Here is a 26,087-nt window from a genome sequence, read left to right as displayed (position 1 = left end):
CTCAGGAGGCCGTCTCCGGCCAGACGGCCATGGCGAGCTCGGCAACCCGCTGAAGCTCCGCGGTACTGGCGCCGTCCCGGGCCTGCTGGGACATGCCCTGGACGACCGCGGCGAAGTACACGGCCAGGGCTCGCGTGTCCGTTCCCTCGGGGAGCGCACCGCCGGCCCTGGCCGCGTTCAGTCGCCCCTCGAAGGACCGCACGTTCGCCACTCGGCGCTCACGCAGATCCTCGTTGATGTCGGCCGTCTGGGTGGAGTAGTTGGTCGCCGCGGTGATGACCAGACATCCGGCGGGGTGGTGCGGGTCCGTGTAGGACACCGCCGCCGCGTCCAGCATGCCGGCGAACCCCGTGCGCGTGTCGCTCGCGTCGTCGAGCGCCTGGTTCATGAACGCGCCGAAGGTGTCGCCGTAGCGGTCGACGACCTCGACGAAGAGCGTGCGCTTGTCCCCGAACGCCGCGTACAGGCTCGGCGGCGAGATCCCCATGGCGGCGGTCAGGTCGGAGACGGACGTGCCCTCGTAGCCGTGCTGCCAGAAGAGCAACGTGGCCTGGACGAGTGCCGCGTCCCGGTCGAAACTCCGCGGTCGCCCGCGCTTCGTCGTCGTCATGAAGGAATTTTACAACGATCGCTACGGAATTCGTGCTACAGTCAAAACGTAGTCATCGCTACAGAATTCCGAAGCGGAGAGAAGGCAGAGAGAAGGTCATGGGAACGCTGACGGGTAAGAAGGCGTTGGTCACGGGCGGCAGCCGGGGAATCGGGCGCGCGATCGCCGAACGGCTCGGACGGGACGGCGCACTCGTCGCCGTCCACTACGGCCGTGACCAGGCGGCCGCCGACGAGGTGGTCGCCGCTATCCGCGCCCAGGGCGGTGCCGCGTTCGCGGTCCACGCCGAACTGGGCGTCGCCGGGGATGTGGAGACCCTTTGGGCGGCCTACGACCGCCAGGCCCAGGAGCACTCCGACGGGGCCGACCTCGACATCCTGGTCAACAACGCGGGCATCACGCCGCGCGGCGAGATCGAGGAGACCACCGTCGAGGCGTTCGACGAGGCCGTCGCGGTCAACATGCGCGCGCCGTTCTTCCTCGCGCAGCAGGGGCTCAAGCGCCTGCGGAACGGCGGCCGGATCATCAACGTCTCCTCCGGAGCGACCCGGATAGCGCTCACCGACATCATCGCCTACGCCATGACCAAGGGGGCCATCGACGCCTTCACCCTGACCCTCGCCAAGTCGCTCGGCGGTCGCGGCATCACGGTCAACTCGGTGGCCCCCGGCATCATCGACACCGACATGAACGCCTCCTGGCTGCGGGGCAACGACGCCGCCGAGCAGTCGGCCGCGGAACTCTCCGCCCTCGGCCGCGTGGGACGCCCGGAGGACGTCGCCGACGTGGTCGCCTTCCTCGCCTCCGACGACGGGCGCTGGGTGACCGGCCAGGTCGTCGACGCCACCGGCGGTTCTCAGCTCTGACCCGGTGACCGGCCCGCCCGGCCGGAACCGGAGCCACGCACGGGTGTCAACGGGGACACCGCGACATCGCGCACGACAGACACTCTGCACAGGAGGCCCCATGCACGTCGTCATCGCCTGGTGGGACGGGACACGCGGCGCCGCATCCGACACCGCCCGGACGGACCGGTCCGGAGCAGCCGGCTTCGGTCCGGAGGCCGCGGCCTCACTCGCCGCCGCGTACCCCGGCCTGAGGAGCGGTCAGTGGATCGACGAACCCGTGGCGGGCCGGGAGGGACTGGCGCTGATCTGGGACTGCGCGGACAGCGCCGACCTCTTCCTCCCGGTCATCTCCGAGCGGACGTTCGGCTGCCCCCCTTCGCACCGGTGGGCCTTCGAACTGGACGACGCGCCGAGCACCCCCGGAGACCCCGACATGCGACCGGCCGAACTGGAGCTGCTGCTGCGCGCCTGAAGCCCTGACACCCGAACGCCGCGCAGCCCTCCGTCTTCCGCGCCCCCGGGCCACCCCCGCCCCGGGGGCGCGGAGCGGTGCACAGCCACGCTCCCGCCGGCGACGCGGCAAGAGCGCCCGGCGGCCGCTGACGCGAACGGGGCGGCGCCCCTTTCGCGTCAGCGGGGCGGCGCGCCCTTCGTAGGCTGTTTCTGCTCAGGGCCTGTAGCGGAGGCCAGTCATGCCCAGAACCATGGGATCCCGTGCCCTCGGCTTCGGCCTGCTCACTTCTCTGAACTAAGGCCTGTCTCTTTGGTCAGCTGCTGGCACCTCCCTTTACGGCGACCACCGTGTAGTTTTCTGCGTCCGGGTCGAAGGTGTTGGACTCCACCCCAAGTCCGACCGCATGCAGCTGCGAGACGAGCTCCTCCTGCCGGAACGGCCAGCACGACAGCCTCTCGGAACATGTCAGTACCGACCCATCCGGCGCCACCTGCGCCACAGCGATCTCCAGATGGTGCTGTTCGTCCCAGCGCTGCTCGATCTGCCAGTTGTAGACGACGACCGCATCGCGTCCTTGGCGACGGACGAGTCGATGACCCACGTCCAGACGAGATCCGCGCGCTCGTACGAGCTCCCAGGTGCGGGAGGTGAGGACGAGGCGTCCGTCGCGGCTCAAGAGCCGCGACATGGCCGTGAGTGCATCGAACCGAGCAGAGGCACCCTCGGCATGGGCGAGCGAGTTGCCCACGCAGAAGACCACATCGAAGGGCGGGGACCCATCGAGACGATCGGACAGCTCATCCCAGCTGACGCTCAACGTGCGCAGCGGGACACCATGTTGCTCCGCGAGTTGACGGGTCCGGCGCACCATCGCAGCGCTCGCGTCCGTCGCCGTCACGTCCAGGCCGAGCGCAGCCAGACCCACCGCGAGTTGCCCGGTGCCACACGCGCAGTCGAGAACGCGCGCTTTGGGGGGAAGCCGTTTGACCAGGTCACCGAAAGCAGCGACAGAGCCTGCGGGAGTCAGCTTCCCTTCTGGCATCAGCCACTCATAAACATCCGAGAGGGCCCCGTAACCGGCCACAGCCATACACCCCAACCAAACTCGACAACGCCCCAGGGCACGTGCTCGCCCCAGAGAATCACTCCAACCCTTCGACACACCACAGGTTTGGAGCTCGACCACGCCCGACGTGCAGGGATTCCGCTTCGATTCCACCTCGATCCCCTTGGCCCGCTACACCAAGGTTCGCTCGACGTCTTGAGCGCTGCTTTTCTGCTGGCTCAGCACGGCGATGGCCGCACCATGGGCGAATACCTCGTCGTCGGCATGCGCCGTCAGCAGAGGGTCGTTGATCCCCTGCCCGGATGGCGCGTACGAAGTCGGCGACGTAGATCTCCCGGGCGGCTGCGTCCGCTACAGGTCGAGGACCGCGCGAAGGGCGTTGTCGACGCGCTCTTGCTGCTCGGGGCCGATGTTGCCGTGAGGCGTGCCCGCTTCGAAGCGGATGGCGGAGAGCTGGAGGAGATTGACAGCCACGAGGGAGGCGTCGACCGGGGTGTTCAGATGCACACTCATCGCCGTGTCGGGGTGCTGGGCCGGAGCGTGGAGCACCACGGCGACGACGGCGTTGTAGGCCTCGGCGAGGCCGTCGAGACTGACGACGAGGACAGTGCGCGTGCCCTTGCCCGTGTCGACGTCCCAGACGTCACCCTTGCGGATGATCACAGGGCGTCGCCCTCGCCTGCGAGGTCGAGGGGCTCGATGGAGGAGAGCTTGCGCGCGGCGTCGAGCGTCATCTGCCGGCGTACTGCGCGCACGATGTAGTCGTTCAGCGACGGGGCTCCGGCGGCCGCGGCACGCAGAGTTTTGTCCATGGCGTCGGGGATCCGCAGAGTGATGGCAGTCATGACACCAAATATAGTGGCACAGGTGCCATCATGGAAGTGATCGGTCCAGCGCCCGCCGGGTGCCCTTCGTCAATGCCGCCTGAGCTGATCACTCTGTGCGAGCCCTCCCAGGACAAGGGGTGCAGGCATCTGGACGGGCGCGGGGATGGAGGGCTGAGTTCCCGGCACGAGCCCCGGCAGCGATGCCCGTCGCGCACGCGACCCCTGTACCTCTTGGGCGGACCTTCGTGGGCAGCGCCCCCGGTCCCCCGCGGTCCGTCTCTCCTCCCCCGTCCGTCAGCCGTCGTGGCAGACGAAGACGCGTGGCGCGCCGCCGGAGTCCGGGATGCTCAGTTCGCCGGCTCGGCGCGTGCCCCGGGACACCGTTTCCCCCGTTCGCGGGTCGACGACCCTGTAGGACAGGGGGAACGTCGCGGCGGATGCGGGGTTCAGCCGCAGCGGACCGCCGTGTTCGAGATAGGCGATGTAGAGAGAGCCGTCCGGGGCGCTCAGGGCCCTGGCGGCCATGGCACGGTCCCAGTCCGGGCACATGTCGGTGGTCGGCAGTCCGTGCAGGATGCCGCCGACCAGACCCACGTAGCGGGAACCCTCGAAGGCCAGCGCTTCCGTCCAGCCACAATCCGGAGCCAGGAAGTACGGCTCGTGGCCGGGTTCCTCCCTGTGCAGCCGCCACTGCCAGAGGATGCCGGCGCCGTAGACCACACCCATGGTGCCGCCCGCGCACAGGTCGGCCCAGGCCTCGTGGCCCTGCCACCAGCCGGCGCTCTTGCCCGCGACTCCCGAGTTCTCGTACGTGGGCTCTCCGTTGGCGACTCCCTTGGCCGGTTCGTTGCGCCACATGTCGGCGACCCGCTCGGGGATGTGCTCGCCCGCGTGCCCGGTCTGGCACCACTGGAAGTCGAGCCAGACGGCCCCCTGGTGGGCTCTGCTGCGGCCGTGCGGCCGGTAGTGGACGCCGCAGGGCCGGCCGTACGCGTCCCACGCCTCGATCTCCTCACCGCCCGCGGCGATCTGCGGCTCCTCGCCCGACCCGTCCGCCCCGACCAGGTATATGACGGGACGGGCGCCGTACCGGGCCACCAGATAGCGGCAGTAACGCGCGTACTCCTCGGGCGGCACCACCGTCCCCGCCACCGGTCCGCCCTTCCAGCCGAATCCCTGGAAGACGGGCTGCAGGACGGGAACGATGCCATGGTCGCCAAGGATGTCCAACAGCTGATCCAGATACTGGAAGTAGGCCGGATCGAGGCGTGTCAGGCGACCTTCCTTCAGATCCTCGAAGCCGACGTCGAAACCTTCGTCCTCGGTGCGGTCGCGAGGGCCCCGGGCCTCCATGTCGGGCTGCACGCTCATCAGCAGGGCGGCGTTGAAACCCTTCGCGGCGCGGTCGGCGGCGTAGACGCGCGCGTCGTCGAGCGTGGCCCGCCAGGGCAGCGCCCATGCCGTGTCGGCCACCAGCAGGGCGGGGGTTCCGTCGGCGTGCACCAGGCTGCGAGCGCCCGGGGACATGCGCAAGAAGCCGTGCTGTTCGAAGCGGTGGGCGGACTCGGGCGGAAGCACGGTGAGTTCACCCGTGCGACCGACGAGTCCGGGGTCGTCGACGTCGCCGTCGGTGCGCCAGCTCCAGGCTCCCGTGGCCGCGGGCGCGGCGAACCGCAAGCGCCAGGTGGAGCCACCGTCCCAGAAGGCGGGGCGGCGCAGGACGGTTCCGGTGGGCACATGAGTGAAGTCGGCCCACAGCTCGATACCCGTGTACGGGTCGCGGTGGACGCGTTCGGCGACGAACGACAGCTCGGTCCGGCACCAGGCGCGGATGTTCATGGAAGGCGGGTCCTCGATGTGCGGGAAGCTCGCGGGCAGGGCTGCCGCGAGCGGCGGGGGTGCCGTGGTGATGCCTTGCCGTGCGCGGTGATCACGCCGGTCGAGGTCGACCGGTCGGTGAGCGCTGTCATGTGACCCTCGCACGCAACCGGACGTCGACCGTCAGAGCTGATGTGCCACTTCAGGTGCCCGCACCGAACCGGGCGATGATGCGCTCCCTTGTCGTTGTGCCCGGCTCTTCGCCGCACAGGGCGGTCGACTCGGAAACCAGGAGGCCGAGGGGGATCGACGGAGTGCGGGAGGGCGGTCGCCGTCGGTCATTTCCTTGGCCGCATCGACTCCCGGATCACCAGCTGGGTGCTGAGAACCACGTGATCGTCGCCCATGCTCTCCTCGCGGTCGAGCGCCAGACGTACGGCGGTCCGTCCCAGCTCCTCGTACGGGACACGGACCGTGGTGAGGGACGGCGTCAGATCCGCTGCGTAGGGGACGTCGTCGAAACCGATGAGCGACACGTCACGGGGAACCCGAAGGCCCGCCTCGCGCAGGGCGGCCAGCACGCCGACGGCGATCGCGTCGGTTCCGGCGAAGACGGCGGTGAACTCCAGGCCGGCGCTCAGGGCATCCCGCACCCGGCGGTAGCCGGAGGCGCGGGTGTACAAGCCCGGGACGTCCAGTTCCGCCTCGTAGGGAACCGAGTGGGCGCGCAGCGCGGTCAGATGACCTTCGCGGCGCTGTTCGGAACTGCTGAACCCGGGCTCGCCACCGAGGAAGAGGATGCGCCGGTGTCCGGCGGCGAGGAAGTGCGAGGTGGCTTGGAACGCGCCGCCCCGGTTGTCGTAGTCCACCACGGTCGCCGGGATGCCGACGGGCAGAGCGGGACGGCCGACCAGGACCAGGCGGGAGCCGGCGGCCTCGAGGGCGTCGGCGTACTCGGACATGCGGCGGTGGTAGGCGTCGTCCGGGACCACACCGCCGACAAGGACGACCGCTGCGGCGTGCTGCTCCCGCATGAGCTGAACCAGGTCGTCCTCCCGATCGGTGTCGCCATGGGTGGAGCAGACCAGGCTCAGCCTGCCCCTGTTGATGGCCTCCTGTTCCACACCGGCGGCGACATGGGCCAACGAGGGGCCGGTGATGTCCGGGATGACCAGGGCGACGGGACCCGCGACGGCACCGGATAGAGCCTTCGCGTGGACGTTCACCACGTAGTGCAGCGAGCGCACCGCCGCCATGACGCGGGCTCGGGTTTCCGCCGACACCGGATAGTTGCCGGCCAAGGTGCGGGAAACGGTTGCTACCGAGACGTCCGCCTTCGCCGCGACGTCGCGAATCGTACTCGGCCTGTCCGACCTCGTACTCTTCCGGTTGCTCTTACTGACTGCGGGGCTCCTGCGGGCGCCGTTCCCGTTGTCCATCACCAGACTGACGTTACTGCATCGGTAACCCTTGCGGCCCGGTCGAGACAGAAACTACGGTGCCCGGACAGTAAACGATTACTATGATCTCGCTCCGGGAGCCGCCACCATGCCCGCCACCCACCTGCGCTGGGGACAGGACGAACTGTCACTCCTCCTTGCCTGGGAATCGACAGGACCGGTGAGGCTCCTGGCCGCCGGCGAGGCATCCGCCCTGCCCGACCCCGGACGGGAGCCGGAGCGGTGCGCCGCGCTCGCCGGGCGGGCACTGCCCGTAGTGGAGATACAGACCACGCACGGCGGGCGGCTGGGCACCTCGGGCAAGCGCCACGTGGACGGAGCGATGACGCGCGGCATGCGGTACGCCGGACACGAGGAGAGCGTGACCGGCGATGTCCGCAGGCTGCGCGTACACATGACCGACGACGCCACCGGTCTGCTGGCCACCACCGTCTTCACCCTGCGTGCGGACATACCGGTCCTGCACGCCGAGGCGCGGGTGGAGAACACCGGTGACCGCGCTGTCGGGCTGGAGTACGTCTCCTCCCTCACCCTGTCCCATCTGGCGTGCCACCTGCCGGACGGCGAACGCTGGGAGGACGGCCTGTCCCTGTGGCTGGCCGCCAACCCGTGGAGCGGGGAGTTCCGCTGGTCCCGGGCGAACCTGGCCGAACGCGGCCTGTACGACGTCGGCATGGTCGCCTACGGCCAGACCGGCTCGAAGAACCGGATCGCCGTCACCAGCACCGGCTCCTGGTCCTCCTCCGAACATCTGCCGATGGGCTGCCTGGAGACGTCCGCCGACCGCGCGTTGCTGTGGCAGATCGAGCACAACGGCTCCTGGCACGCGGAACTCGGTGACCGCTTCGACGACGTGTACCTGGCCCTGTCCGGCCCCACGGACCGGGAGCACCAATGGCGCCGCCGGCTCGCGCCCGGTGACTCCTTCCGCACGGTCGCGGTCGCGGTCGCCTTGGTCCCCGAAGGCGGTTTCGAGGCCGCCGTCGCCGCGATGACCGCGCACCGCCGAGCGACCCGGCGCCCGCACCCGGATCACCAACGGCTCCCGGTGGTCTTCAACGACTTCATGAACAGCCTGATGGGCGAGCCGTCCACCGCCGCCCTGCTGCCCCTGGTGGACGCGGCGGCGGCAGCGGGGGCCGAGGTCTTCTGCGTCGACGCCGGTTGGTTCGACCCCGAGCCGCCCGGCAGCGTCGGTCCCGGCGGGGTTCCCGGCTGGTGGGACGCGGTGGGCGAATGGCGGGAGGCGGCGTCCCGGTTCCCGGGCGGTCTGCGCGAGGTGATCGGGCGGATTCGCGGCGCGGGCATGGTGCCGGGACTGTGGCTGGAGCCCGAGGTCGTCGGTGTACGCAGTCCGATCGCCGCCGAGTTGCCCGACGAGGCGTTCTTCCGCCGCGACGGCGTCCGGGTGGCGGAGTGGGGCCGTCACCAGCTCGACCTGCGGCACCCTGCGGCCCGCGCGCACCTGGACGCCGTCGTGGACCGGCTGGTCCGCGACTACGCCGTGGGCTACCTCAAGCTCGACTACAACATCGACATCGGTGCGGGCACCGACGGCCCGGACGGCGGTGACAGCCCCGGCGACGGGCTTCTCGGCCACAACCGGGCCTACCTGGACTGGCTCGACGGCGTCGCCGCCCGGCACCCGGACCTGGTACTCGAAAGCTGCGCGGCCGGCGGCAGCCGTACGGACCACGCGATCCTCTCGCGGCTGCCGATCCACTCCGTCACCGACCAGCAGGACTTCCGACTGCTGCCCGCCATCGCCGCCGCCGCGCCCACCGCCGTCCCCCCGGAACAGGGCGCGATGTGGGCCTGTCCGCTGCCCGGGCACACCGATGCCGACCTCGGCACGATGATGGTCTCGGCCCTCCTCGGCCGGGTCCACCTCAGCGGCCGTCCCGACCTGCTGACCGAGGATCAGCTCGCCTCCGTACGAGCGGCGTTGGACGCATACAAGTCGTATCGCCATCTTCTGCCGACCGCCCGCCCGCGCTGGCCGCTCGGCCTGCCGGGCTGGCGGGACGGCTGGATCGCACTCGCGCTGACCGCCTCGGACGACGCCACCACCCTGCTGGCACTGTGGCGCCGCGCGGGAGCTCCCGGGAGCGTGACGGTGCCGCTGCCCTGGATACCCGATGGAGCGCGGCCCCGCGTGCTGTTCGAGTGCGGATCCGGTGCCGACCTCGACTGGGACACCCGAGCAGGTGCCCTGCGGGTCGGCATCGCGACCGCTTCGGCTGTGCTGGTCGCCTTCGACGGGCGGTGAGCGCGCACGGAAGTCCGCCTCCAGCCCGGTCGAGGGCGGGGGGCGGGCTTGCGAGCCGAGGCGAGGGCGCCGGCAGCGGGCCGCCGCCGTCGGTCGCGACCGCGCTCCGGCCGCGACCGACGGATCAGGCGCTGGTGACCATGTCGGCCTGGCGCACGGCGTGCGCGAGCGGCGCGCCCGCGCCGAGCAGTGCCAGCTCGTCCACGACCGTGCGGCCCAGCCGCTCCAGCTCGTTGCCGAGAGAACCGGCGATGTGCGGGGTCAGGAAGACGTTGGGCAGCCGGTACAACGGGGAGTCCGCGGGCAGCGGCTCCGGCTCGGTCACGTCGAGGACCGCGCCGATCCGTCCGCGGACCAGTTCGTCGGTGAGCGCGTCGGGATCGACGAGTGCGCCCCGGGACGTGTTGACCAGCACGGAACCGTCCGGCATCAGCGACAGCCGCCGACGGTCGAGCATGCGATAGGTCTCCGGGATGTCCGGCGCGTGCAGGCTGACGATGTCGCTGGTGCGCATCAGTTCGTCGAGCGGTACGAGCTCCACGCCCAACGCGGCGGCCTCGACGGCGTCGACACAGGGGTCGTACAGCGTCACCGCGAAGTCGAAGGGCCGCAGCAGTTCGAACAGGCGGCGGCCGACACGGGACGCGCCGATGATCCCGACGCGTCTGCCCAGGTTGCCGACCGCGGCGTGATCGGCGGACGGCGGGTACACGTGCTCGGCGCGGAAGCGCTCCCGCAGCCCGAAGGCGTCCTTGCCGGACAAGAGGATTGCGGCGAGCGCGAACTCGGCCACCGGCAGTGCGTTGGCCTGCACGGCGTTGGACACCGCTACGCCCCGGTCCCAGACCTCGGGCGCGATCAGGTCGCGCACACTTCCCGCCGCGTGCAGAACGGCCCGCAGCCGGGGCGCCGCGACCAGGACGGCCTCGTCGATGCGTGGGCAGCCCCAGCCGGTGATCAGCACCTCGGTCTCTGCCAGCATCCCGGCCACCGCGGGATCGCCGAAGTCCCGTACGACCAGGGCGGGGTCGATCCGGGCCAGGGCCGTCAGCCGTGTCATGAGCCGGGGCGGGAAGAGCTCGGGAAGGTGCACCGGGTGCATGGCGAACAAGGCACGTGGCAGCTCTGACGTGGGCATGGATCTCCGCTTCCGCTGCGAGGAGGATGATGAGAACTGGATAGTAAACGTATTCCACGCTAGGCCTCATCAGGGGCACCGGTCAACGTTGCTCGACGGAAGACCTGCTGGGGGACGATCGCAGCTCCGATGTGAGGCGGCCATGAAAACCGCAGGCCAAGGTCACTCTCCGGGCAACTTTCCCGCAAGATCAACGAAACAAACGGGTCCATCCCTCTTGCGGCGTCACCTTCGAAGGTCCTACCGTCCACGGGAAACGGTTACTGAAACTTCGTAGCCATCCCCTCTCGCCCCACCTTCAGCCGCCCGCGCCCCTCCCCCCGCCGCAGGCGCTGTCCGCCATTCCCGGAGGACCGATGAGCACCATCCGTACGAGAGCTTCCGCCGGCGCGGCCGCCGCCCTATCCCTGTCCCTCGTCCTGAGCGCCTGCGGTGGCGGCGACGACACCGACTCGGCAGCCAAAACCACCCAGGGCAAGGTGCAGTTGGAGTTCTGGAGCTGGACCGAGGGCATCCAGCAGCAGGTCGCGGTGTGGAACAAGGCGCACCCCGAAACCCAGGTGACGTACGTCAACGCCGCCGGCGACACCGTCTACCAGAAACTGCGCGCGGCGGTGACCTCCGGCAACGCACCCTGCCTTTCGAAGATGGACGGGATGAACCTCGCGAACTTCGCCGCCGACGGACTGCTCACCGACATCACCAAGGTCGCCGCACCGTACAAGTCCCTCTACACCACGCCTGCCTGGAACGCGGTAAGCCCCGGCGGCGCCACCTATGGCATCCCCACCGGATCGTCCCCGCTGTTCACCGCCTACCGGGCCGATCTGTTCGAGAAGTACGGCATCACGGCCCCCACCACCTGGGCCGATGTGATCGCCGCGGGCAAGGCGGTGCAGAAGAAGGACAAGAACGTCAAGATCTTCAACATGGCGGGCGAGGACCCGAGCACCCTCGTCGACCTGTCCTGGGAGGCCGGCGCGGCCTGGTACAAGGTCGTCGGCGACCACTGGGAGATCGGTCTCGACTCACCGGACGCGCTGAAGGCCGGCGACGTCGTCCAGCAGCTGGTCGACAACAACCTCGCCTCCGACGCCTCCTACGCCGACCCCGGTGTCTTCAAGACCTGGGACCTCGGCAAGACGATCCTGATGACCACCTCCACCTGGCAGCTGCCGATCTACGACACCAACTTCCCCAAGTCCAAGGGCAAGTGGCAGCTCGCCGACGCGCCGGTCTTCGACACCGCGCACCCGCAGACGTCCAGCAACTTCGACGTGACGGCCGTACTGAAGGGCTGCAAGTACCCCGACCGCGCCGCCGAGTTCGCGTCCTGGCTGTCCAGCAGCAAGGAGTCGCTGACCGCGCTCACCGACCCCGCGTCCAAGTCGGGGCTCTTCCCCGCGGTCAAGAATGTCTCCCCGTACGTCGACAAGATCATCCCGACGGAGATGTTCAACGGAAAGTCCGACAGCGCCCAGGTGATCGAGACCGCCGCGTCCCGGGTCGGTGACCAGTGGCAGTACGGCCCCGACTACGCGGCCATGTACTCCGAGATGCAGAAGCAGTGGGGCAAGGTCGTGAACAAGCAGATGACCGTGAAGGACATGCTGACCCACCTGCAGAGCTGGGTGCTCGCCGACCTGAAGAAGAAGGGCGTCAAGGCCGTCGCCGCGAGCTGACGGCCAACGACCCTCAGCACATCTCACCTGGAGACATCCGTGTCCACCCTCACACGACCCCCCGAGGTCGCGGGCGACTCCCCGGCCCGGCGGACCTCCCCCCGCCGGGCCGGGAGGCGGGGAGCCTACAAGGGCCTGCTGTTCATGGTGCCCTTCCTCGCCGGCTTCGTCCTCACCTACGTCGTGCCGATCGGCTACGCGCTCAGCCAGAGCCTGCAGGAGAAGAAGAGCAGCGGGATCGGCTTCGGCCCGACGAAGGTCGTCTTCGCCGGCTTCGCCAACTTCGCCTCGATCCTCGCGGACGGCTCCTTCTGGGTCGGCATGCTGCGCACCCTGCTCTTCGGCGCCGCCCAGATCACCGTCATGCTGGGCATCTCGCTGCTGCTGGCCCTGCTGCTCGACGGCGTCGCGGCCCGCGCGGTCCGCTTCTTCCGCGCCGGACTGCTCATCCCGTACGTCATCCCGGGCGTGGTGTCGACGCTGATCTGGCTGTTCCTCTACAGCCCGACGGCCTCCCCGATCATCGACATCGGGGACAAGGTGGGCCTGAACGTCAGCTTCTTCGGCGGCATCAACACCTACCTCTCGCTGGGCAACCTGCTCACCTGGCAGGGCATCGGCTTCAACATGATCCTGATCTCCGCCTCGCTTCAGGCGCTGCCCCGCGAGCTGTTCGAGGCGGCCCGTCTCGACGGTGCGAAGGAGTGGCGGATCGCCTGGTCGATCAAGGTGCCCAACATCACCGGCATCCTGATCCTGACCGGCATGTTCTCCCTGATCGGCCGGCTCCAACTGTTCACCGAGCCGCTGTTCCTGCGCTATGTGGCGCCGCAGTCCATCAGCACCAACTTCACCCCGATGCTGGAGATCTTCGACCGGGCGTTCAAGACCGGCGACTACCAGTACGCCGCCGCCGAATCCCTGGTCCTGGCCACCGTCACCGGTGTGCTCGCCTTCGTCTTCTACCGCGTCACGAACAGGAAAGTGTCATGAGCAGCGCCTCGTCCGCGGCCTCCGCCCCCGGCGGCGGAGCACGCCCGACCCGCCGCGCGGTGGTCCTCACCACCGGCCTGCTTGTCGTCTTCCTGCTCTACTCGCTGGCGCCCACCTGGTTCCTGCTGGTGGCGTCGACGAAGAACCAGACCGACCTGTACTCCACCTTCGGCCTGTGGTTCTCCGCCAACCACATCGCCGACAACTTCCAGGCCGTCTGGACCTACCACGACGGGGTCTTCGGCCGCTGGATCGCCAACTCGGTCCTGTACTCCACGGTCGGCGCCGCGGGCTCCACGTTCATCTCGCTCGCCGCCGGCTACGGCCTGGCGAAGTTCGAATTCCGGGGCCGGGGCGTCCTGTTCGGGGTCATCGTCGGCGCCTCGCTGCTCCCGAGCACGCTCCTCGCCTTCCCGCTCTACCTCGTCTTCGCGGACATCCATCTGACCAACACCGTGTGGGCGGTGCTGATCCCGTACTTCATCAACCCCTTCGGGGTGTACCTCGGCAAGGTCTACGCCGAGACCTCGATGCCCACCGAGCTGATGGAAGCGGCCCGCATCGACGGGGCGAGCGAGACACGGATCTTCTTCTCGGTCGCGCTCCGGCTGATGACCACCGGCGGCATCACCATCTTCATGCTCGACTTCGTCAACATCTGGAACAACTTCTTCCTCCCGCTGTTCATGCTCAACGGCGAGCGCTCCTTCCCCGTGACCCTGGGTCTCTTCTCCTGGGTGCAACAGGCGCAGCAGTCCCGTGACATGAACACCCTCGTCCTCACCGGGTCACTGCTGTCGATCATTCCGCTGGCGGTCTTCATGTTCGCCCTCCAGAAGTACTGGCGCAGCGGAATCCTCATGGGCAGCCTCAAGTAAAGGAACCACCGTGCCCGACGCACCCAGAACAGCCGTGCCCAGCGCACCCGCCAGACGTGACGTGCTCAAGTACGCCGGAGCCACCGGTGTCGCCGCCGCCGTCATCGGCCTGCCGGTCGCCGCCGGCACACCCGCCTTCGCGGCCGAGCAGAACACCTCAGCCGCGCGAGGCAGCGCCCCGCTCGACGTCCTCGTCTTCGGCGACGCGCGCTCCGAGACGGCGCACCGGCTCACCGCCACCCTCTCCGACACGGTCACCGGCGGCCTCGGCCAGCGTGCCCGCGTCCTCAACCCGACCGAGCCGGTCTCGTACGCGGGCGGCACCCTGAAGTTCGAGGTCGCGGTCAACCCGACCGGCACCACGTACGTCACCGTCCGCCTGTGGGGCGACGACTACGACGACACCTCGCCCGAGGCCGCCTCCGGCACGAACATGTGGCGCCTCCAGCTCTTCTGCGAGGGCAAGCAGGTCGGCCACCAGGATCAGGGCGCCGTCGACAGCCTCGACATCCTCGACACCGCGCCGCGCACCCCGGGCCGCTTCTTCTTCCACACCCTGCCGCTGCCGGAGAAGCTGACGGCCGGCAGGAAGAAGGTGTCGCTGGAGATCCGCGCGCTGGGCCGCATCTGGTCCTACGGCCAGAACCAGGACCAGCTCTACTACAACATGACCACGCCCTCGCGTGGCATCTACCGTCTCTACACCCACACCGAGCCCCGTTTCGTCCCGCCGAAGGGCGAGGTCCAGGGCCCCGCGCCCACCCCGAAGACCCGCACCGGCGGCGAGGAGATCCTCGACTCCATCAAGGCCCGGGTGCAGAAGGACCAGGCGTATCTCCTCACCGGCGCGACCCCGGCCACCCTGGACGGCTGGGCGATGCAGTCCCTCGCCGAGGGCTATCTCTGGTCCGGCAGCCCCGCCTACCGGCAGGACGCCGCCGTGGACCGGGTCCTCCAGGCGATCGACGGCCGCTATCTGGCGTGGAAGGCCGACGCCACCGTCCTCACCGGCTCCGACCAGCAGTGGCAGGGCTTCGGCCGGGTCGGCCTCGTACTGGCCCTGCTCTGGGAGCATTTGGGCGACCGTCTCGACGCCCAGGTGACCGGTTCGCCGTACGCGATAGCCAACCCCGGCTTCGAGGACGGCGCCGACACCCCCACCGGCTGGGAGAAGCCGAGCTGGGCGCCCGGCGGCACGTGGGCCCGCGACACCACGGTGGGCCGCTCCGGCTCGGCCTCCCTCAAGCTGACGGCTACCGGTGCGGACGACTACAGCTACGTCTACTCGGCGCCCAGGACCCGTGTGGGTGCGGGCACCTACACCTACGGTGCCTGGATCAAGACGGACGGGGTCACCGGCCTCGGCGCGCACATCGACCCGCTGTTCTTCGACGCGAGCGGCACTCTGGTCGGCAGCGACCACAAGGTGTACGCGAGCACGGGCACGCACGACTGGGAGTACGTGTCGGTCGACCTGGCCACTCCGGCCGGCGCCACCCGGATCGAGCTGCACCTGCGCCTGACCGGCCCCGGCAGCGCCTGGTTCGACGACGTCACCCTCGTCGCGCCCACCGCCACCGACACCCCGGTGCCGCCGGTGCGCAAGGACGCGTACATCGACATGCTCAAGTCCAGCCGGGACTACTGGCGCCGGCACTTCCCGCACTACAGCAACCAGTCGCAGATCTGCGCCATCGGCCTCTATCAGACCAACCGCGGCCTCGGACTCCTCGCCCCGAGCCTGGCCCTGTCCGAGGCCAAGGCGCGCGACTACCTGTACCAGTCGCTCGGCATGACGCCCTACCTCGGCCCGGAGGACGCCGACGGCAACCCGACCAAGCCGCTCGGCGAGAGCTACTACCAGGTGACCAAGGCGGGCCTGACCCGCGAGCTGGGCTTCGTCGGCAACTACGGCGAGGTCATGGACTGGCTCGTGATGATGTACGAGTCCGTCACGCGCGGCCACGGCGGCCAGGAGGCGCCCGAACTCCGCGAGCAGATGGTGAAGATGACCAAGGCGCGCGGCGCGTTCCGGGTGATCGACGTCGACGGCGACGGCTGTCGCATCTCTCGCATCGAGACCGTCATCGGCTGGCGCAACGAGGTCTACCCCGGCGAGATCGGCTACGCCTCCCGCACCGCCTGGGACTCCAACCCGCTCATGACGGCGGTCGCCTTCAAGGACCCCGACATCGTCGGCTGGACCCAGGAGATGATCGCCGACGGCCAGCTCTACCCCCAGCTCAGCCTCCAGGCCGAGCACACCTGGACCCGCGTCGGACTCAACGCCCTGCGGTTCGTCTCGCGCGACTGGGACGCCTTCCAGTCGCTGGCGGCCCGGCCCGCCCGTATCCCGACCGGCTGGGACCGGCCCGACTTCGTCGTGACCGACGAGGACAACGGCTGCGTGGCCATCAAGAACGGCGAGGAACTCCTCTTCGCCTCGCTGTACTGGCGGGCGCGCCAGGGCGTCAACAACTACGCCCGCGTCCACCAGGTCACCCCCACCGACCAGCGCTCCGCCACCATCCGGCAGCGCACCGCGGGCACCACCTCCGACACGTTCACCGCCCGCGACTGGATCCTGTGGGACTACGCCATCAACGACCCCGGCGCGGCGGGAATCCCGCCCGGCGGCTTCCCGCCCCCCGGCGACACGCTCCACCAGGCACTCGCGGGCGACGTCTACCGCCTCGCCCCGATCCCGGCCGACGTCCCCGACCCGACCTTGGGCGTCCACTTCGAGGGTGTGGAGACCATGCTCGTGGGCCGGGCGCCCTTCTATCTCTGCGAGTACGGCGACTACCTGATCGCCATGAACACCAGCGACGACAAGGTGTTCACCCTGCCGGCGCGCACCGACTTCGGACCGGCCCGTGACCTGGCCACCGGCAAGAAGATCGGCGCCGGCCACTGTCCCAAGATCGGCCCGCACAGCACGCTCGTGCTGTACCGGGGCTGAGCCTTCCCCGTGCGGGCCGGCGCGGTACAGGGAATCCGCGCCGGCCCGCCTTTTCCCCTCCCCTTCTTCACCACTCGATGCCGAGTGCGAGAGAGGACCACCCTGTGCACGAGCCGCAGTCCGTCCCCGCCACCCCGCCCACCCGCCGCCGCTTCCTCAAGCTCACCGCCGTCGGCGCGGGGGCCGCGGGCCTCGCGGGCGCGGGCGCCCTGACCGGCGCGAACCAGGCCGCCGCCGTCACCTCCGGCCTGAGCACCCTGACCCACCCCGGCGTCCTGCACAGCCTCACCGACCTGAACCGCATACGCAGCAGGGTCGCGGCGGGCACTGCCCCCTGGACCGGGGCCTACACCGCCTTCGCCGCCGACTTCTTCTCCTCGTCCTCGTACGTCGTCGCCGGCGGCCGGGCCACCGTCACCCGAGGCACCAGCCCCGAGAGCGGCAACGGGGAACTCTGGTACGACTGCAACGCGGCCTACCAGAACGCCCTCATGTGGTACATCACCCAGGACACCGCACACGCCTACAAGGCCCTGGAGATCATCAAGTCCTGGACCAACGCGCTGCGGACCATCAACGGCGCCGACGCCGAACTGGCCGCCGGCATCTACGGCGCCAAACTGGCCGCGGCCGTAGAGATCATGCACTACACGGGTCCGGCCGGCAGTTGGTCGCAGTCCGAACTCGACGCCACCGTCGCGATGTTCCAGAACGTCTTCGTGCCGCTCGTCAACATCTACGGCGATGGCGGTTACGGCCTGATGGGCCTCAAGGGCATGATGCAGATCGCGGTCGCCTGCAACGACCTCACCCTGTTCAACGACGCCTACAACGCGTTCTACACCCACAACTGCTGCGCGCTGACCAAGCTCGTCCAGTCCGGCACCGGACAGTGCTGCGAGTCCGGCCGCGACCAGGGCCACACCCAGCTGATCCTGGGCTCGCTCGCGGAGATCTGCCAGACCGGCTGGATCCAGGGACTCGACCTGTACGGCGCGTCCGGTTCCCTGCTGCTGTCCGGGTTCGAGTACACGGCCAAGTACAACCTCGGCAACACCGTCGCGTACGACGCCTCCTTCGGCCGCTGCGACTGGCACTGGTCGTCGATCGGTTCGGACGGGCGTGGCTCGTTCAAGCCCATCTACGAGATGGCCTACAACCACTACGTGAAACGAGCCGGCAAGTCCGCCCCCTACACCGCGCAGGTCGCGAGCAACCTGCGGCCCGAGGGCGCGCCCACCCAGTGCGACCAGCCTGGCTTCGGCACCCTCCTGTTCTCACTCTGAGCCCCGAGTTCCGAATGGACCCCACGTGATCCACAACCCCGTCCTGCGCGGCTTCGAACCCGACCCGGTGATCCTGCGCGTCGGCGACGACTTCTACATCGCCACCTCGACCTTCGAGTGGTATCCGGGCGTACGCATCCACCACTCCCGGGACCTGGTCGACTGGCGTGCGCTGGGCGGGGCCCTGGACAACCGACGCCTGCTCGACCTGAGCGGCGTACCCGACTCCGGAGGCGTCTGGGCGCCCGGACTGTCCTACGCCGACGGCCTGTTCCACCTGGTCTTCACCGTCGTCGACACCTACGCGGAGGGCTGGAAGGACCTGGCCAACCACGTCACGTCGGCGCCGTCGATCGAGGGCCCCTGGTCCGACCCGGTGCCGCTGCACGGCCGCGGCTTCGACGTCTCCCTCTTCCACGACGACGACGGGCGCAGCTGGCTGCTGAACATGCGGTTCGACTGGCGGCCGGACAAGGAGTCGTTCGCCGGGATCGAGATCCAGGAGTACGACCGATCGGCGCGGAGACTGCTCGGCGCACCACAGACGATCTCGGTCGGCACCGCGGCGGGCGTGGCCGAGGGCCCGCACCTCTACAAGAGGGACGGCTGGTACTACCTCGTGCACGCCGAGGGCGGCACCGGGTACGAGCACGGGGCGGCCGTCGCCCGCTCGCGCGACCTCCTCGGCCCCTACGAACCCGACCCGCACGGCCCCTTGTTGACGTCCCGGGGCCATACCTCCCTGGAACTCCAGAAGGCCGGCCACTGCTCGTTCGTGGAGACGGCGAAGGGCGAATGGTACGCCGCCCACATCACCGCCCGCCCCTACTCCGAGCGCGGCCGGTGTGTGCTGGGCGGGGAGACCGCCCTGCAACCGGTCACGTGGACCGAGGACGGCTGGCCGCGTATCGAGGGCGGCGTACCCGCCGTCACCGTGCCCGCCCCCGCACTCGCCGCCGCGCCGGTGCCGCCCGAGCCCGTCACCGACCGCTTCGACACTCTCGGACCGCAGTGGTCCACGCTGCGCCGACCGCCCACCCGCGACTGGGCCGAGCCCGCTCCGGGACGCCTTCGCCTGCACGGCGGCCAGTCACCCGCCGGCCGTCGCTCTCCGAGCCTGGTCGCCCGCCGGGTCACCGCGGCACGATGCTCGTTCGAGACCCGGCTGACGTTCGTCCCCCGCACCCCCGACCACCTGGCCGGACTGACCGCGTACTACAACACCCGTAACTGGCACTACCTGTACGTGACGGCGGAGGACGACGGATCTCCCGTGCTGTCGGCCCTGAGCTGCGCGGCCGGACGGCTCACCGCACACCCGGTACGGATCCCGCTCGCATCCGGGCTCCCTGTCACGCTGCGCGCCGAACTGGACGGTCCCGCCCTGCGTTTCTCCTGCGACACCGACGGCACCGGCCCGCGCCCCCTGCCGCTCGCACTCGACGCAACCGTCCTGTCGGACGAGCACGCGGACGAGTTCCACGACGGGCAGCTGCGCGTCCTCGGCTTCACCGGCGCGATGCTGGGACTATGGGTGCAGGACCTGGACGGCGCGGGAGTGCGCGCCGACTTCGCGTACGCCACCTACCAGGAGGGCCACGCGTGATCGACCTCGGACACGTCGGGCTGTTCTGCACGAGCCCGGGTCGTACCGACGGCGCCGCCCTGCTGCTGGTGCACGGGTGGGGCGGTGACGGCCGGGAATGGTCGGTGCACGCGGAGACCCTGGCCGACCGGTTCCGGGTGATCGTGCCCGACCTGCGCGGCCACGGCCGCTCCGACGTGCCGGGGACGGGCAACACGCCGGCGGCCATGGCGGACGATCTGGCCGCCCTGGTCGAGGCGCTCGGCTGCGGCCCGGTGGTGGCCGTCGGCCACTCCATGGGCGGCCAGGTGGTCAACCTGCTCGCCGTACGGCACCCGGTGCTCGTGCGGTCCGTCGTCGCCCTCGACCCGGCCCACGGCGCGCACGGCGCCGAAGTGCGCGGCATCCCCGGACGGTTGGCCGCGTACCGGGAGCGGGGGGCCCGTGCGGCGGCCGACTTCGTCGCGGGAGCGTTCTCCGACGAGGCGCCGCCAGGGCTGCGCACCGCGCATGTCCGCACGATGCTCGGTACCCCGGACCACGTCATCGCCCAGGCGTACGCGGGCATGTACACCGATTCGGAAGCGGTCGGCGTCCGCCCGCAGAGCGAGGCGTACCTGCGCCGTCGCACCCAGCCTGCGCTGACGGTGTGGACGGCCGCGCAGGCCGCCGCCTGGGAGAGGAGCACCCTGCACGTGACCGGCTCGCGTGTGGAGCACTGGCCGGGCGTCGGACACTATCTGCACGAGGAACGGCCCGAGAACACCATCCGGCTCATCCGGGAGTGGGCGGACACCCCGTAGCCAGTGCGGCGACCCGGTCGGCGGTGAGCGCGTCCGGTCCGTGCACCAGACTTGCCGTGCCCGAGTCCTCTGGCGAGGCACTGTCGGGTTCGACGGCGATCAGGGCGCGCGTGGCTCGCTTCTTCGCCGCTTCCTGTACAGCTCGGGGCCGCAGCCCCGGACACACGGATCGTCCGACGGTGCAGCCGCCGGGGCGAAGCAGGTCGGTGACGGAACCAAACAGTCCCCCGCCGCCGGCCGGGTCGGCACGCGGCCTGGGCCATGGTGCCGGCGGAAGTCAGCGGGCCGGGAGAACGGGTGCGGGGCCGCCCGAGACGGGGCGGCCCCATGGGTGATCGCGGGGGTGGGGTCCCCAGAGCGATCACCACGGTGACCGTTGGCGGGCCGAGGGGCGACACAAGCAGCGCGGGACCATGTGCGAGCTTGCCCCAGTAGCCCGTTGTTGCCGCTTTTGCTCCCCCTGCCGCGCATGCAGACGACGCGGAAGGTGGCGCCGTTTCAGTGCAGCCCCAGGGAGGTGTCGGAGGTACACGACCTGGGGCCGGGAGGAAGAGGGGGGGGTCAGACGCTGGGGGATCCGGTGAACCCGTAGTTCCGGTAGCCCTTGCCGTCGCTGTCCCAGTCAAGCCGCAGTGTGGTGTCGGCGTAGACACGCTTGCCGGTCTTGAACTTGATGGTCGGCGTCGTCCAAGAGCCGTTTCCGGAGGAGTTGGAGTGCTCCAGCTTGTACTCGATGTCGTACGTCGCGGTCTTCACCGTGGCGCCGCTGTCGGGCCGGACGAGGACGAGGCGGAGCTGCGCGCCGTCGAAGGTGGTGTCGACTCCGGAGTAGTAGGGCGGGGCGTCCCAGCTGATGGTCGCCTTGCCGTAGCCGTAGCCGCCGGACCGCGCGGCGCAGACCTTGATCTTGAAGTCCCAGTTGTCCGCCCAGGGTCCGTTGTATCCGGCGTCGTCGATCGACCTGCTGCTCGTCTTGCAGCTCCAGGACAGCGCCGAGGCGGGCGTGGCCATCGCGACGGTCGCGCCGAGGACGGACACCGCCACGGCGGAGGCAGCGAGGGTCTTGCGCATACTCACATTGATTCCGATCTGTACGTTCGTGCTGGTGAGAGGTGGTCTGTGAAGGTGGGCGGCGGGGTGCGCCACACGCGTGATCGCGGGCGGCTTGCGGGGCACGGCCGGGGACATGAGGTGCGCATGACAGTCCCTCGCTCGCTTCGGTCTACGGTCCAGAGGTTCGGTACCGGATCGCGGTCTCCAGGGCGCGCGGATGCCGCAGTGACCCCGTCGATTCGCCTCGCACCGCCGACGAGGGCGATCCCGTGGCCTTGACCGTATCAGTAACAAACACCGCGCTTGGAAAGTCCGTTGAGAGATGGCCTTGCGTATGCTTTTCCTACCGGGATCTGCACGACGCCGCCACAAAATAGACACCATGCATGTTCCCGGCCGAGACTCATCCCTGGCAGTGAGGAAGGTCGACGGCCGGGCCGGACCGATGGCCGCACCAGCGATGTGGATAACGTCTGACGTGATCCGCGTCGGGCGGTGGCTTCGACGCCGGTACCGGGACCGCTTGGGCCGACATGGATTGTGGATCCTCACGGCGCAGACCGGGCGGTACGCCCGGCGGACAACAGGAGGCATAAGGGTGGTGCTGCGACAACCGGTCCAGCAGCGTGGCAAGGACACACGGGACAAGATCCTCGACGTCGCAGCGCGCCTCTTCGCGGAGAACGGCTACTCCCTCACCGAGGTCATGGACATCGTGAAGGCCGGGGAGGTGAGCCGGGGCGCCGTCTACCACTACTTCAAGGGCGGCAAACAGGACGTGGCCCACGCGGTGGCCACCGAGTCGTTCGTCATGGACGACCTCCCGTCGACCGATGGGCCTCGCCTGCAAAGCGTGGTCGACGCCTCGATCCTGCTCGCGGTGGCCGCACCACAGGTGACCGTGGTCCGGGCAGCGATGCGGATCGCCCTGGAGCAGGGGCATCCGCTCTACGGTTTCCTGTGGGACACGTACATTCCGCTGGTGGAGGGCTGGCTGACGGAGGCCCGCGACCGGGGCGAGCTCATGCCGGGGGTGGTCCCGCACCAGGCCGCCACCGGTTGGGTCGACGGGTACACGGGCCGCGACGCGCGGTACCGGCACCGGTACGAGGAGCTGCCGGAGGCGGTCGCCCAGCTGAACATGCTGATGGTCCGGGCGATCGCCACACCCGAGACGATGATGAAAGTGGATCTCTCCGTCGAGCGCGGCCGCCGGCTCTTCACGCACTCCCGGTGGGCCTCGCAGGCACATCCGATCAGCTGAACGGAAGACGGCGGGTCGCGGCGCAGGTTCGCCACGACCCGCCTCCGGTCGCGTCCGGCGTCAGGCGGGCCTGGAGGGCCCGTAGCCGCTCGAGATGCGGGGCGGCAGCGGCACCCGCACCCGGGCGGGTGGAAGGTAACCGGGCCGAAAAACCGCTGCCGGCGTGATGACATGCGGCAATCGCCGATTCCATACCCAAGGTTCAAAAAACAAACGCGACGTATAGTTTGGTCAGGTGGCGAGGTATTTCGCCCTGCGGACCGGGGCCGCGCACCCTCCCGCGACGGCCGGGCGGGGATCGCAGCTCGCCAGGTGGAGCCAGCACGGCGAACCCGCCATGGCAGGCGTGAGCACCGCGCTGCACCGCGACGGCCGGCTCGCCGACGTCATGTGAGTACAGCTCCCGATCGGGGGCAGCAGACGAATACGAGCTCGACAGAGCGCCGTCCCCCCGGCCGGTCGAGCGCTGTGCCGGCCCCACCCCCATCCCCCCGGGCAGTGGGGCCGGCACACCACCTCATCGGCACAGGCCACTCCCAGGCAGCATCTGGCATCGGAGCGACGTCGCGTACCCGTTGGGAAAGGACATGGGGTAGCGGTCCGTGTGCACCCGGACCGGCAGGCAACCGGACCGCCCTTCCCGCGGCCGGACGGTGCTCCGTGGACACGTGGTTCGTGGCGAGCCGGAGGTAGCGTTCTCGACATGGACTTTCGAACCACTGTCGAGCGTGCCCAGCGCCTCAGGCAACTGCACGCCGAGTACAAGCCGTTGGTACTACCCACCGTGTGGGACGCCTGGTCCGCGCGGACGGCAGCCGGCGCCGGGTTCCCCGCGCTGACGGTCGGCAGTCATCCGCTCGCCGACTCCCGTGGAGCCGACGACCACGAGGGGCAGACCTTCGAGGAGGTACTCGCCGCCGTCAGGCCCATCATCGCGGCGGTCGACGTGCCCGTGTCCGTGGACATGGAGGCCGGGTACGGGCAAAAGCCCGCAGACCTCATCGCGGGACTGACCGAAGTCGGCGGCGTCGGTCTCAACATCGAGGACACCGTCCACTCGGACGGCGGACGCGTGCGCACCACGCAAGAGCACGCGGGCTACCTCGCCGGCCTGCGCGCCGCGGCTGACGACGCAGGGATCCCGGTCTGGGTCAACGGGCGCACCGACCTCTTCCTGCACGCCGAGGACGCCTTCGCCGTCCTCGACGAGGCGGTCGAGCGACTGCGTGCCCTGGAGCAGGCCGGCGCCGACAGTGTCTACCCGGTGGGTATCCAGGACGACGACGACCTGCTGACGGCCGTGACCAGCGCCGTCACCATCCCGGTGAACTCCACGGCCCATCCTGTCAAGCACGATCTCGAGCGCTTCCGCCGCCTCGGTGTCGGCCGGATCACCTACGGCCCGCTGCTGCAGTTCGCGTTGACGGATGCGATGAAGGACATGCTCGGTCCGTGGGCGCCCTGACACGTTCGTGCACGGCCGACGGGGAGACGTCGAGCTCCTGAACGTCGGTCATGGTCGGGTGCCGGGAAGGTGTCTTGCACGGGTCACCGGCAGTCGAAGGATCACGGATCTGTCGGCCCGACGTCATCGCTGAACCGTAGTTGAGCTGGGCCCGTTGCGGCATGAGCGGCACCGGGCCCCGCTCACACCCAGGTCGCGAAAGCGGCTGTGGACGCCGGGGCAAGGCACCGGCTCGCGTTTGTCGACCGCCTCCCGCCCACCCCTCGTCCGCCGCCGGCTCACCCAGTCGACCCATCCCAGCGTCACGCCCCCAGCCGGACGCACCGGCAATCTCGTAGCTGCCCTGCGTCGGCCTCGCAAGCCGAAACGCCCCACGGGGTGGGCAGCCGAGCGCCGCTGCCCCGTCACGCACGCATGACCGTGTGCAGGGCTTGGCCGCTGCCTGGCTGTCCGGCGCCAGCAGTAGCCCTCGCCGATCCGGATCGGTTGATCGGAGTCCACCGGCACCCGGGGCTTCGGCCGGGGGTGTCCCATCCCGGGGCGGCATCCCAGGATGCGTTGTTCCTGCAGGTCGTAGGGGTGGGATCGTTCCAGCGTTGCGTGTTGGGCGGCGGACGTTGTCCCACGTCCACAGGGCATCCGATGCTTTGGCTGTCGCACCGGCCGAAGGGGCCGACCGCCCTGTACCGCCGCTTCACCGCACCTCGCCCACCGCCGGGACACCCATGACTTCGGGCGCCCGGGGAGGGGATGCCGAGCGGCGGGTGGGTGCGGCTTCATACCGAGCAGAGAAGGAACACGCATATGAACCTGAAGTCTCTTGCGGACCGTCGTGTGGCCGTGGCCGCAGGTCTCGTCCTGGCGCTCGTGGGTGGTGTGTCGGCACAGGCCTCCGCCGCCCGGCCGCAGACCATCAGCGGGAAGGCCGATGCGGCGAGCCACCGCTCGGGCGGCGGCGCCAAGGGAACCGTCGCCGCCTGCTCCCAGGAGGTCCTGGGGGTGTCCGCCGTGAAGGAGCCCGCGGACAGCGAGGACGCCAGGCACCTCCTCCTCACCGTCCAGAACGCCGGCGACGAGAAGTGCAGCCTCTACCGCTACCCTCTCGTGCGGCTCGGTGACGGCCGGACCACGGCTCCCGTGATCAGGGAAAGCGACGTGACCCCGGGGGTTCCCGTCACCCTCGCTCCGGGTGAGGAGGCCTATGCCGCTCTGCTCGTCAACGGCCCCATGGACGAGTACGAGGCGAAGAGCATCACCCTCCGCCTCCAGGGTCGCAAGCCCGGCAGCAGCGCGGGCAAGCCGATCGATGTCCCCATGCCTGTCGAGACGCTGTACGCCAACGACGGTCAGCGTGTCACCTACTGGACGACCGCTTCCGGCGTCGCTCTGGACTTCATCATGTCGAAGTGACGGATCGATCGGGAAGCCCTCCCCGGCGGCTGACCAGAACGCTCCACACAGCGCGCTGAACAGCGGCGGAAGTCGGCCGGCGGCCGGCGGCCGGCGGCGCCACGACGCTCGGTCCGCCGAAGCGTGTGGTGCGACAGAGCCGTCCTGTCCCCGTTCCCACCGGGTCCCCATGGAGTTCTCACCGACGGCAGATCCGGCCGGTACAGGGGTCCGGCC

At 69.7% G+C, this 26,087-nt stretch carries 22 protein-coding genes; 14 read left to right on the top strand and 8 right to left on the bottom strand.

Annotation, left to right across the window (positions count from 1 at the left end; translation table 11 throughout):
* Window position 1 precedes the first annotated feature (1 nt).
* Entirely contained in the window at window positions 2–610 is a 609-nt protein-coding gene (locus tag OG440_RS36415; protein WP_406011018.1) for a TetR/AcrR family transcriptional regulator, read from the bottom strand.
* A 98-nt stretch (window positions 611–708) separates the two neighbouring features.
* Here OG440_RS36415 and OG440_RS36410 point away from each other — a divergent pair, with 98 nt between their 5' ends.
* Both OG440_RS36410 and OG440_RS36405 read left to right on the top strand, forming a co-directional pair.
* A complete protein-coding gene (locus tag OG440_RS36410; RefSeq protein ID WP_406011017.1) occupies window positions 709–1,476 on the top strand; it encodes an SDR family oxidoreductase in 768 nt (255 codons plus the stop codon).
* 100 nt (window positions 1,477–1,576) lie between these two features.
* Complete coding sequence (locus OG440_RS36405; protein ID WP_406011016.1) at window positions 1,577–1,930, top strand: hypothetical protein; 354 nt, start codon at window positions 1,577–1,579, stop codon at window positions 1,928–1,930.
* Between the two features lie 295 nt (window positions 1,931–2,225).
* Here OG440_RS36405 and OG440_RS36400 read toward each other — a convergent pair whose 3' ends face one another.
* The 5 genes from OG440_RS36400 to OG440_RS36380 form a co-directional block, all read right to left on the bottom strand.
* Complete coding sequence (locus OG440_RS36400) at window positions 2,226–2,954, bottom strand: class I SAM-dependent methyltransferase (protein ID WP_406011561.1); 729 nt, start codon at window positions 2,952–2,954, stop codon at window positions 2,226–2,228.
* A gap of 375 nt (window positions 2,955–3,329) precedes the next feature.
* On the bottom strand, window positions 3,330–3,641 hold the full coding sequence (locus tag OG440_RS36395) for a type II toxin-antitoxin system PemK/MazF family toxin (protein ID WP_406011015.1): 312 nt from the start codon (window positions 3,639–3,641) through the stop codon (window positions 3,330–3,332).
* Window positions 3,638–3,823, bottom strand: a complete 186-nt coding sequence (locus OG440_RS36390) for a hypothetical protein (protein WP_406011014.1) — start codon at window positions 3,821–3,823, stop codon at window positions 3,638–3,640. The genes OG440_RS36395 and OG440_RS36390 overlap by 4 nt, the downstream gene beginning before the upstream one ends.
* Window positions 3,824–4,099: 276 nt before the next feature.
* The gene (locus tag OG440_RS36385) at window positions 4,100–5,644 is read right to left on the bottom strand and encodes a DUF4038 domain-containing protein (RefSeq protein ID WP_406011013.1); all 1,545 of its coding nucleotides are present in this window, start codon (window positions 5,642–5,644) and stop codon (window positions 4,100–4,102) included.
* Window positions 5,645–5,961: 317 nt separating this feature from the next.
* Window positions 5,962–7,062 (bottom strand): LacI family DNA-binding transcriptional regulator, encoded by a 1,101-nt coding sequence (locus OG440_RS36380; protein ID WP_406011560.1) that lies wholly within the window; start codon window positions 7,060–7,062, stop codon window positions 5,962–5,964.
* A gap of 109 nt (window positions 7,063–7,171) precedes the next feature.
* On the opposite strand from OG440_RS36380, the gene OG440_RS36375 reads away from it, so the two are divergent.
* Window positions 7,172–9,352 (top strand): glycoside hydrolase family 36 protein, encoded by a 2,181-nt coding sequence (locus OG440_RS36375; RefSeq protein ID WP_406011012.1) that lies wholly within the window; start codon window positions 7,172–7,174, stop codon window positions 9,350–9,352.
* 124 nt (window positions 9,353–9,476) lie between these two features.
* Here the strand turns inward: OG440_RS36375 and OG440_RS36370 are convergent, their stop codons facing one another.
* Window positions 9,477–10,490 carry a hydroxyacid dehydrogenase gene (locus OG440_RS36370; RefSeq protein ID WP_406011011.1) on the bottom strand — a complete coding sequence of 338 codons (1,014 nt, stop codon included), beginning with the start codon at window positions 10,488–10,490 and terminating at the stop codon, window positions 9,477–9,479.
* 356 nt (window positions 10,491–10,846) lie between these two features.
* On the opposite strand from OG440_RS36370, the gene OG440_RS36365 reads away from it, so the two are divergent.
* From OG440_RS36365 to OG440_RS36335, 7 genes are all read left to right on the top strand, one after another.
* Window positions 10,847–12,172, top strand: coding sequence for an ABC transporter substrate-binding protein (locus tag OG440_RS36365; RefSeq protein ID WP_406011010.1), 1,326 nt, complete (start codon window positions 10,847–10,849; stop codon window positions 12,170–12,172).
* Window positions 12,173–12,211: 39 nt separating this feature from the next.
* Window positions 12,212–13,165, top strand: a complete 954-nt coding sequence (locus OG440_RS36360; protein WP_406011009.1) for a carbohydrate ABC transporter permease — start codon at window positions 12,212–12,214, stop codon at window positions 13,163–13,165.
* Window positions 13,162–14,043 (top strand): carbohydrate ABC transporter permease, encoded by an 882-nt coding sequence (locus tag OG440_RS36355; protein WP_406011008.1) that lies wholly within the window; start codon window positions 13,162–13,164, stop codon window positions 14,041–14,043. Before OG440_RS36360 ends, OG440_RS36355 begins: the two co-directional genes overlap by 4 nt.
* Before the next feature lie 10 nt (window positions 14,044–14,053).
* On the top strand, window positions 14,054–17,005 hold the full coding sequence (locus OG440_RS36350) for a Tat pathway signal sequence domain protein (RefSeq protein WP_406011007.1): 2,952 nt from the start codon (window positions 14,054–14,056) through the stop codon (window positions 17,003–17,005).
* Between the two features lie 104 nt (window positions 17,006–17,109).
* Window positions 17,110–18,291 (top strand): alginate lyase family protein, encoded by a 1,182-nt coding sequence (locus OG440_RS36345; RefSeq protein WP_406011006.1) that lies wholly within the window; start codon window positions 17,110–17,112, stop codon window positions 18,289–18,291.
* A 25-nt stretch (window positions 18,292–18,316) separates the two neighbouring features.
* Complete coding sequence (locus tag OG440_RS36340) at window positions 18,317–19,897, top strand: glycoside hydrolase family 43 protein (protein WP_406011005.1); 1,581 nt, start codon at window positions 18,317–18,319, stop codon at window positions 19,895–19,897.
* Window positions 19,894–20,679, top strand: a complete 786-nt coding sequence (locus OG440_RS36335; RefSeq protein WP_406011004.1) for an alpha/beta fold hydrolase — start codon at window positions 19,894–19,896, stop codon at window positions 20,677–20,679. Before OG440_RS36340 ends, OG440_RS36335 begins: the two co-directional genes overlap by 4 nt.
* Window positions 20,680–21,240: 561 nt before the next feature.
* On the opposite strand, the gene OG440_RS36330 is transcribed toward OG440_RS36335, so the two are convergent.
* Window positions 21,241–21,750, bottom strand: a complete 510-nt coding sequence (locus tag OG440_RS36330) for a hypothetical protein (protein WP_406011003.1) — start codon at window positions 21,748–21,750, stop codon at window positions 21,241–21,243.
* 580 nt (window positions 21,751–22,330) lie between these two features.
* On the opposite strand from OG440_RS36330, the gene OG440_RS36325 reads away from it, so the two are divergent.
* The 4 genes from OG440_RS36325 (at window position 22,331) to OG440_RS36310 (ending at window position 25,871) form a co-directional block, all read left to right on the top strand.
* On the top strand, window positions 22,331–22,996 hold the full coding sequence (locus OG440_RS36325; protein WP_406011002.1) for a TetR family transcriptional regulator: 666 nt from the start codon (window positions 22,331–22,333) through the stop codon (window positions 22,994–22,996).
* A 235-nt stretch (window positions 22,997–23,231) separates the two neighbouring features.
* Complete coding sequence (locus OG440_RS36320) at window positions 23,232–23,390, top strand: hypothetical protein (protein ID WP_406011001.1); 159 nt, start codon at window positions 23,232–23,234, stop codon at window positions 23,388–23,390.
* Window positions 23,391–23,699: 309 nt separating this feature from the next.
* Window positions 23,700–24,461 carry an isocitrate lyase/phosphoenolpyruvate mutase family protein gene (locus OG440_RS36315; RefSeq protein ID WP_406011000.1) on the top strand — a complete coding sequence of 254 codons (762 nt, stop codon included), beginning with the start codon at window positions 23,700–23,702 and terminating at the stop codon, window positions 24,459–24,461.
* Between the two features lie 804 nt (window positions 24,462–25,265).
* A complete protein-coding gene (locus tag OG440_RS36310; protein WP_406010999.1) occupies window positions 25,266–25,871 on the top strand; it encodes a DUF4232 domain-containing protein in 606 nt (201 codons plus the stop codon).
* Window positions 25,872–26,087 lie beyond the last annotated feature (216 nt).

This window comes from Streptomyces sp. NBC_00637 (assembly GCF_045161545.1).
Taxonomy (GTDB): Bacteria; Actinomycetota; Actinomycetes; order Streptomycetales; family Streptomycetaceae; genus Streptomyces.
This window is presented reverse-complemented; position numbering and strand designations above follow the sequence as displayed.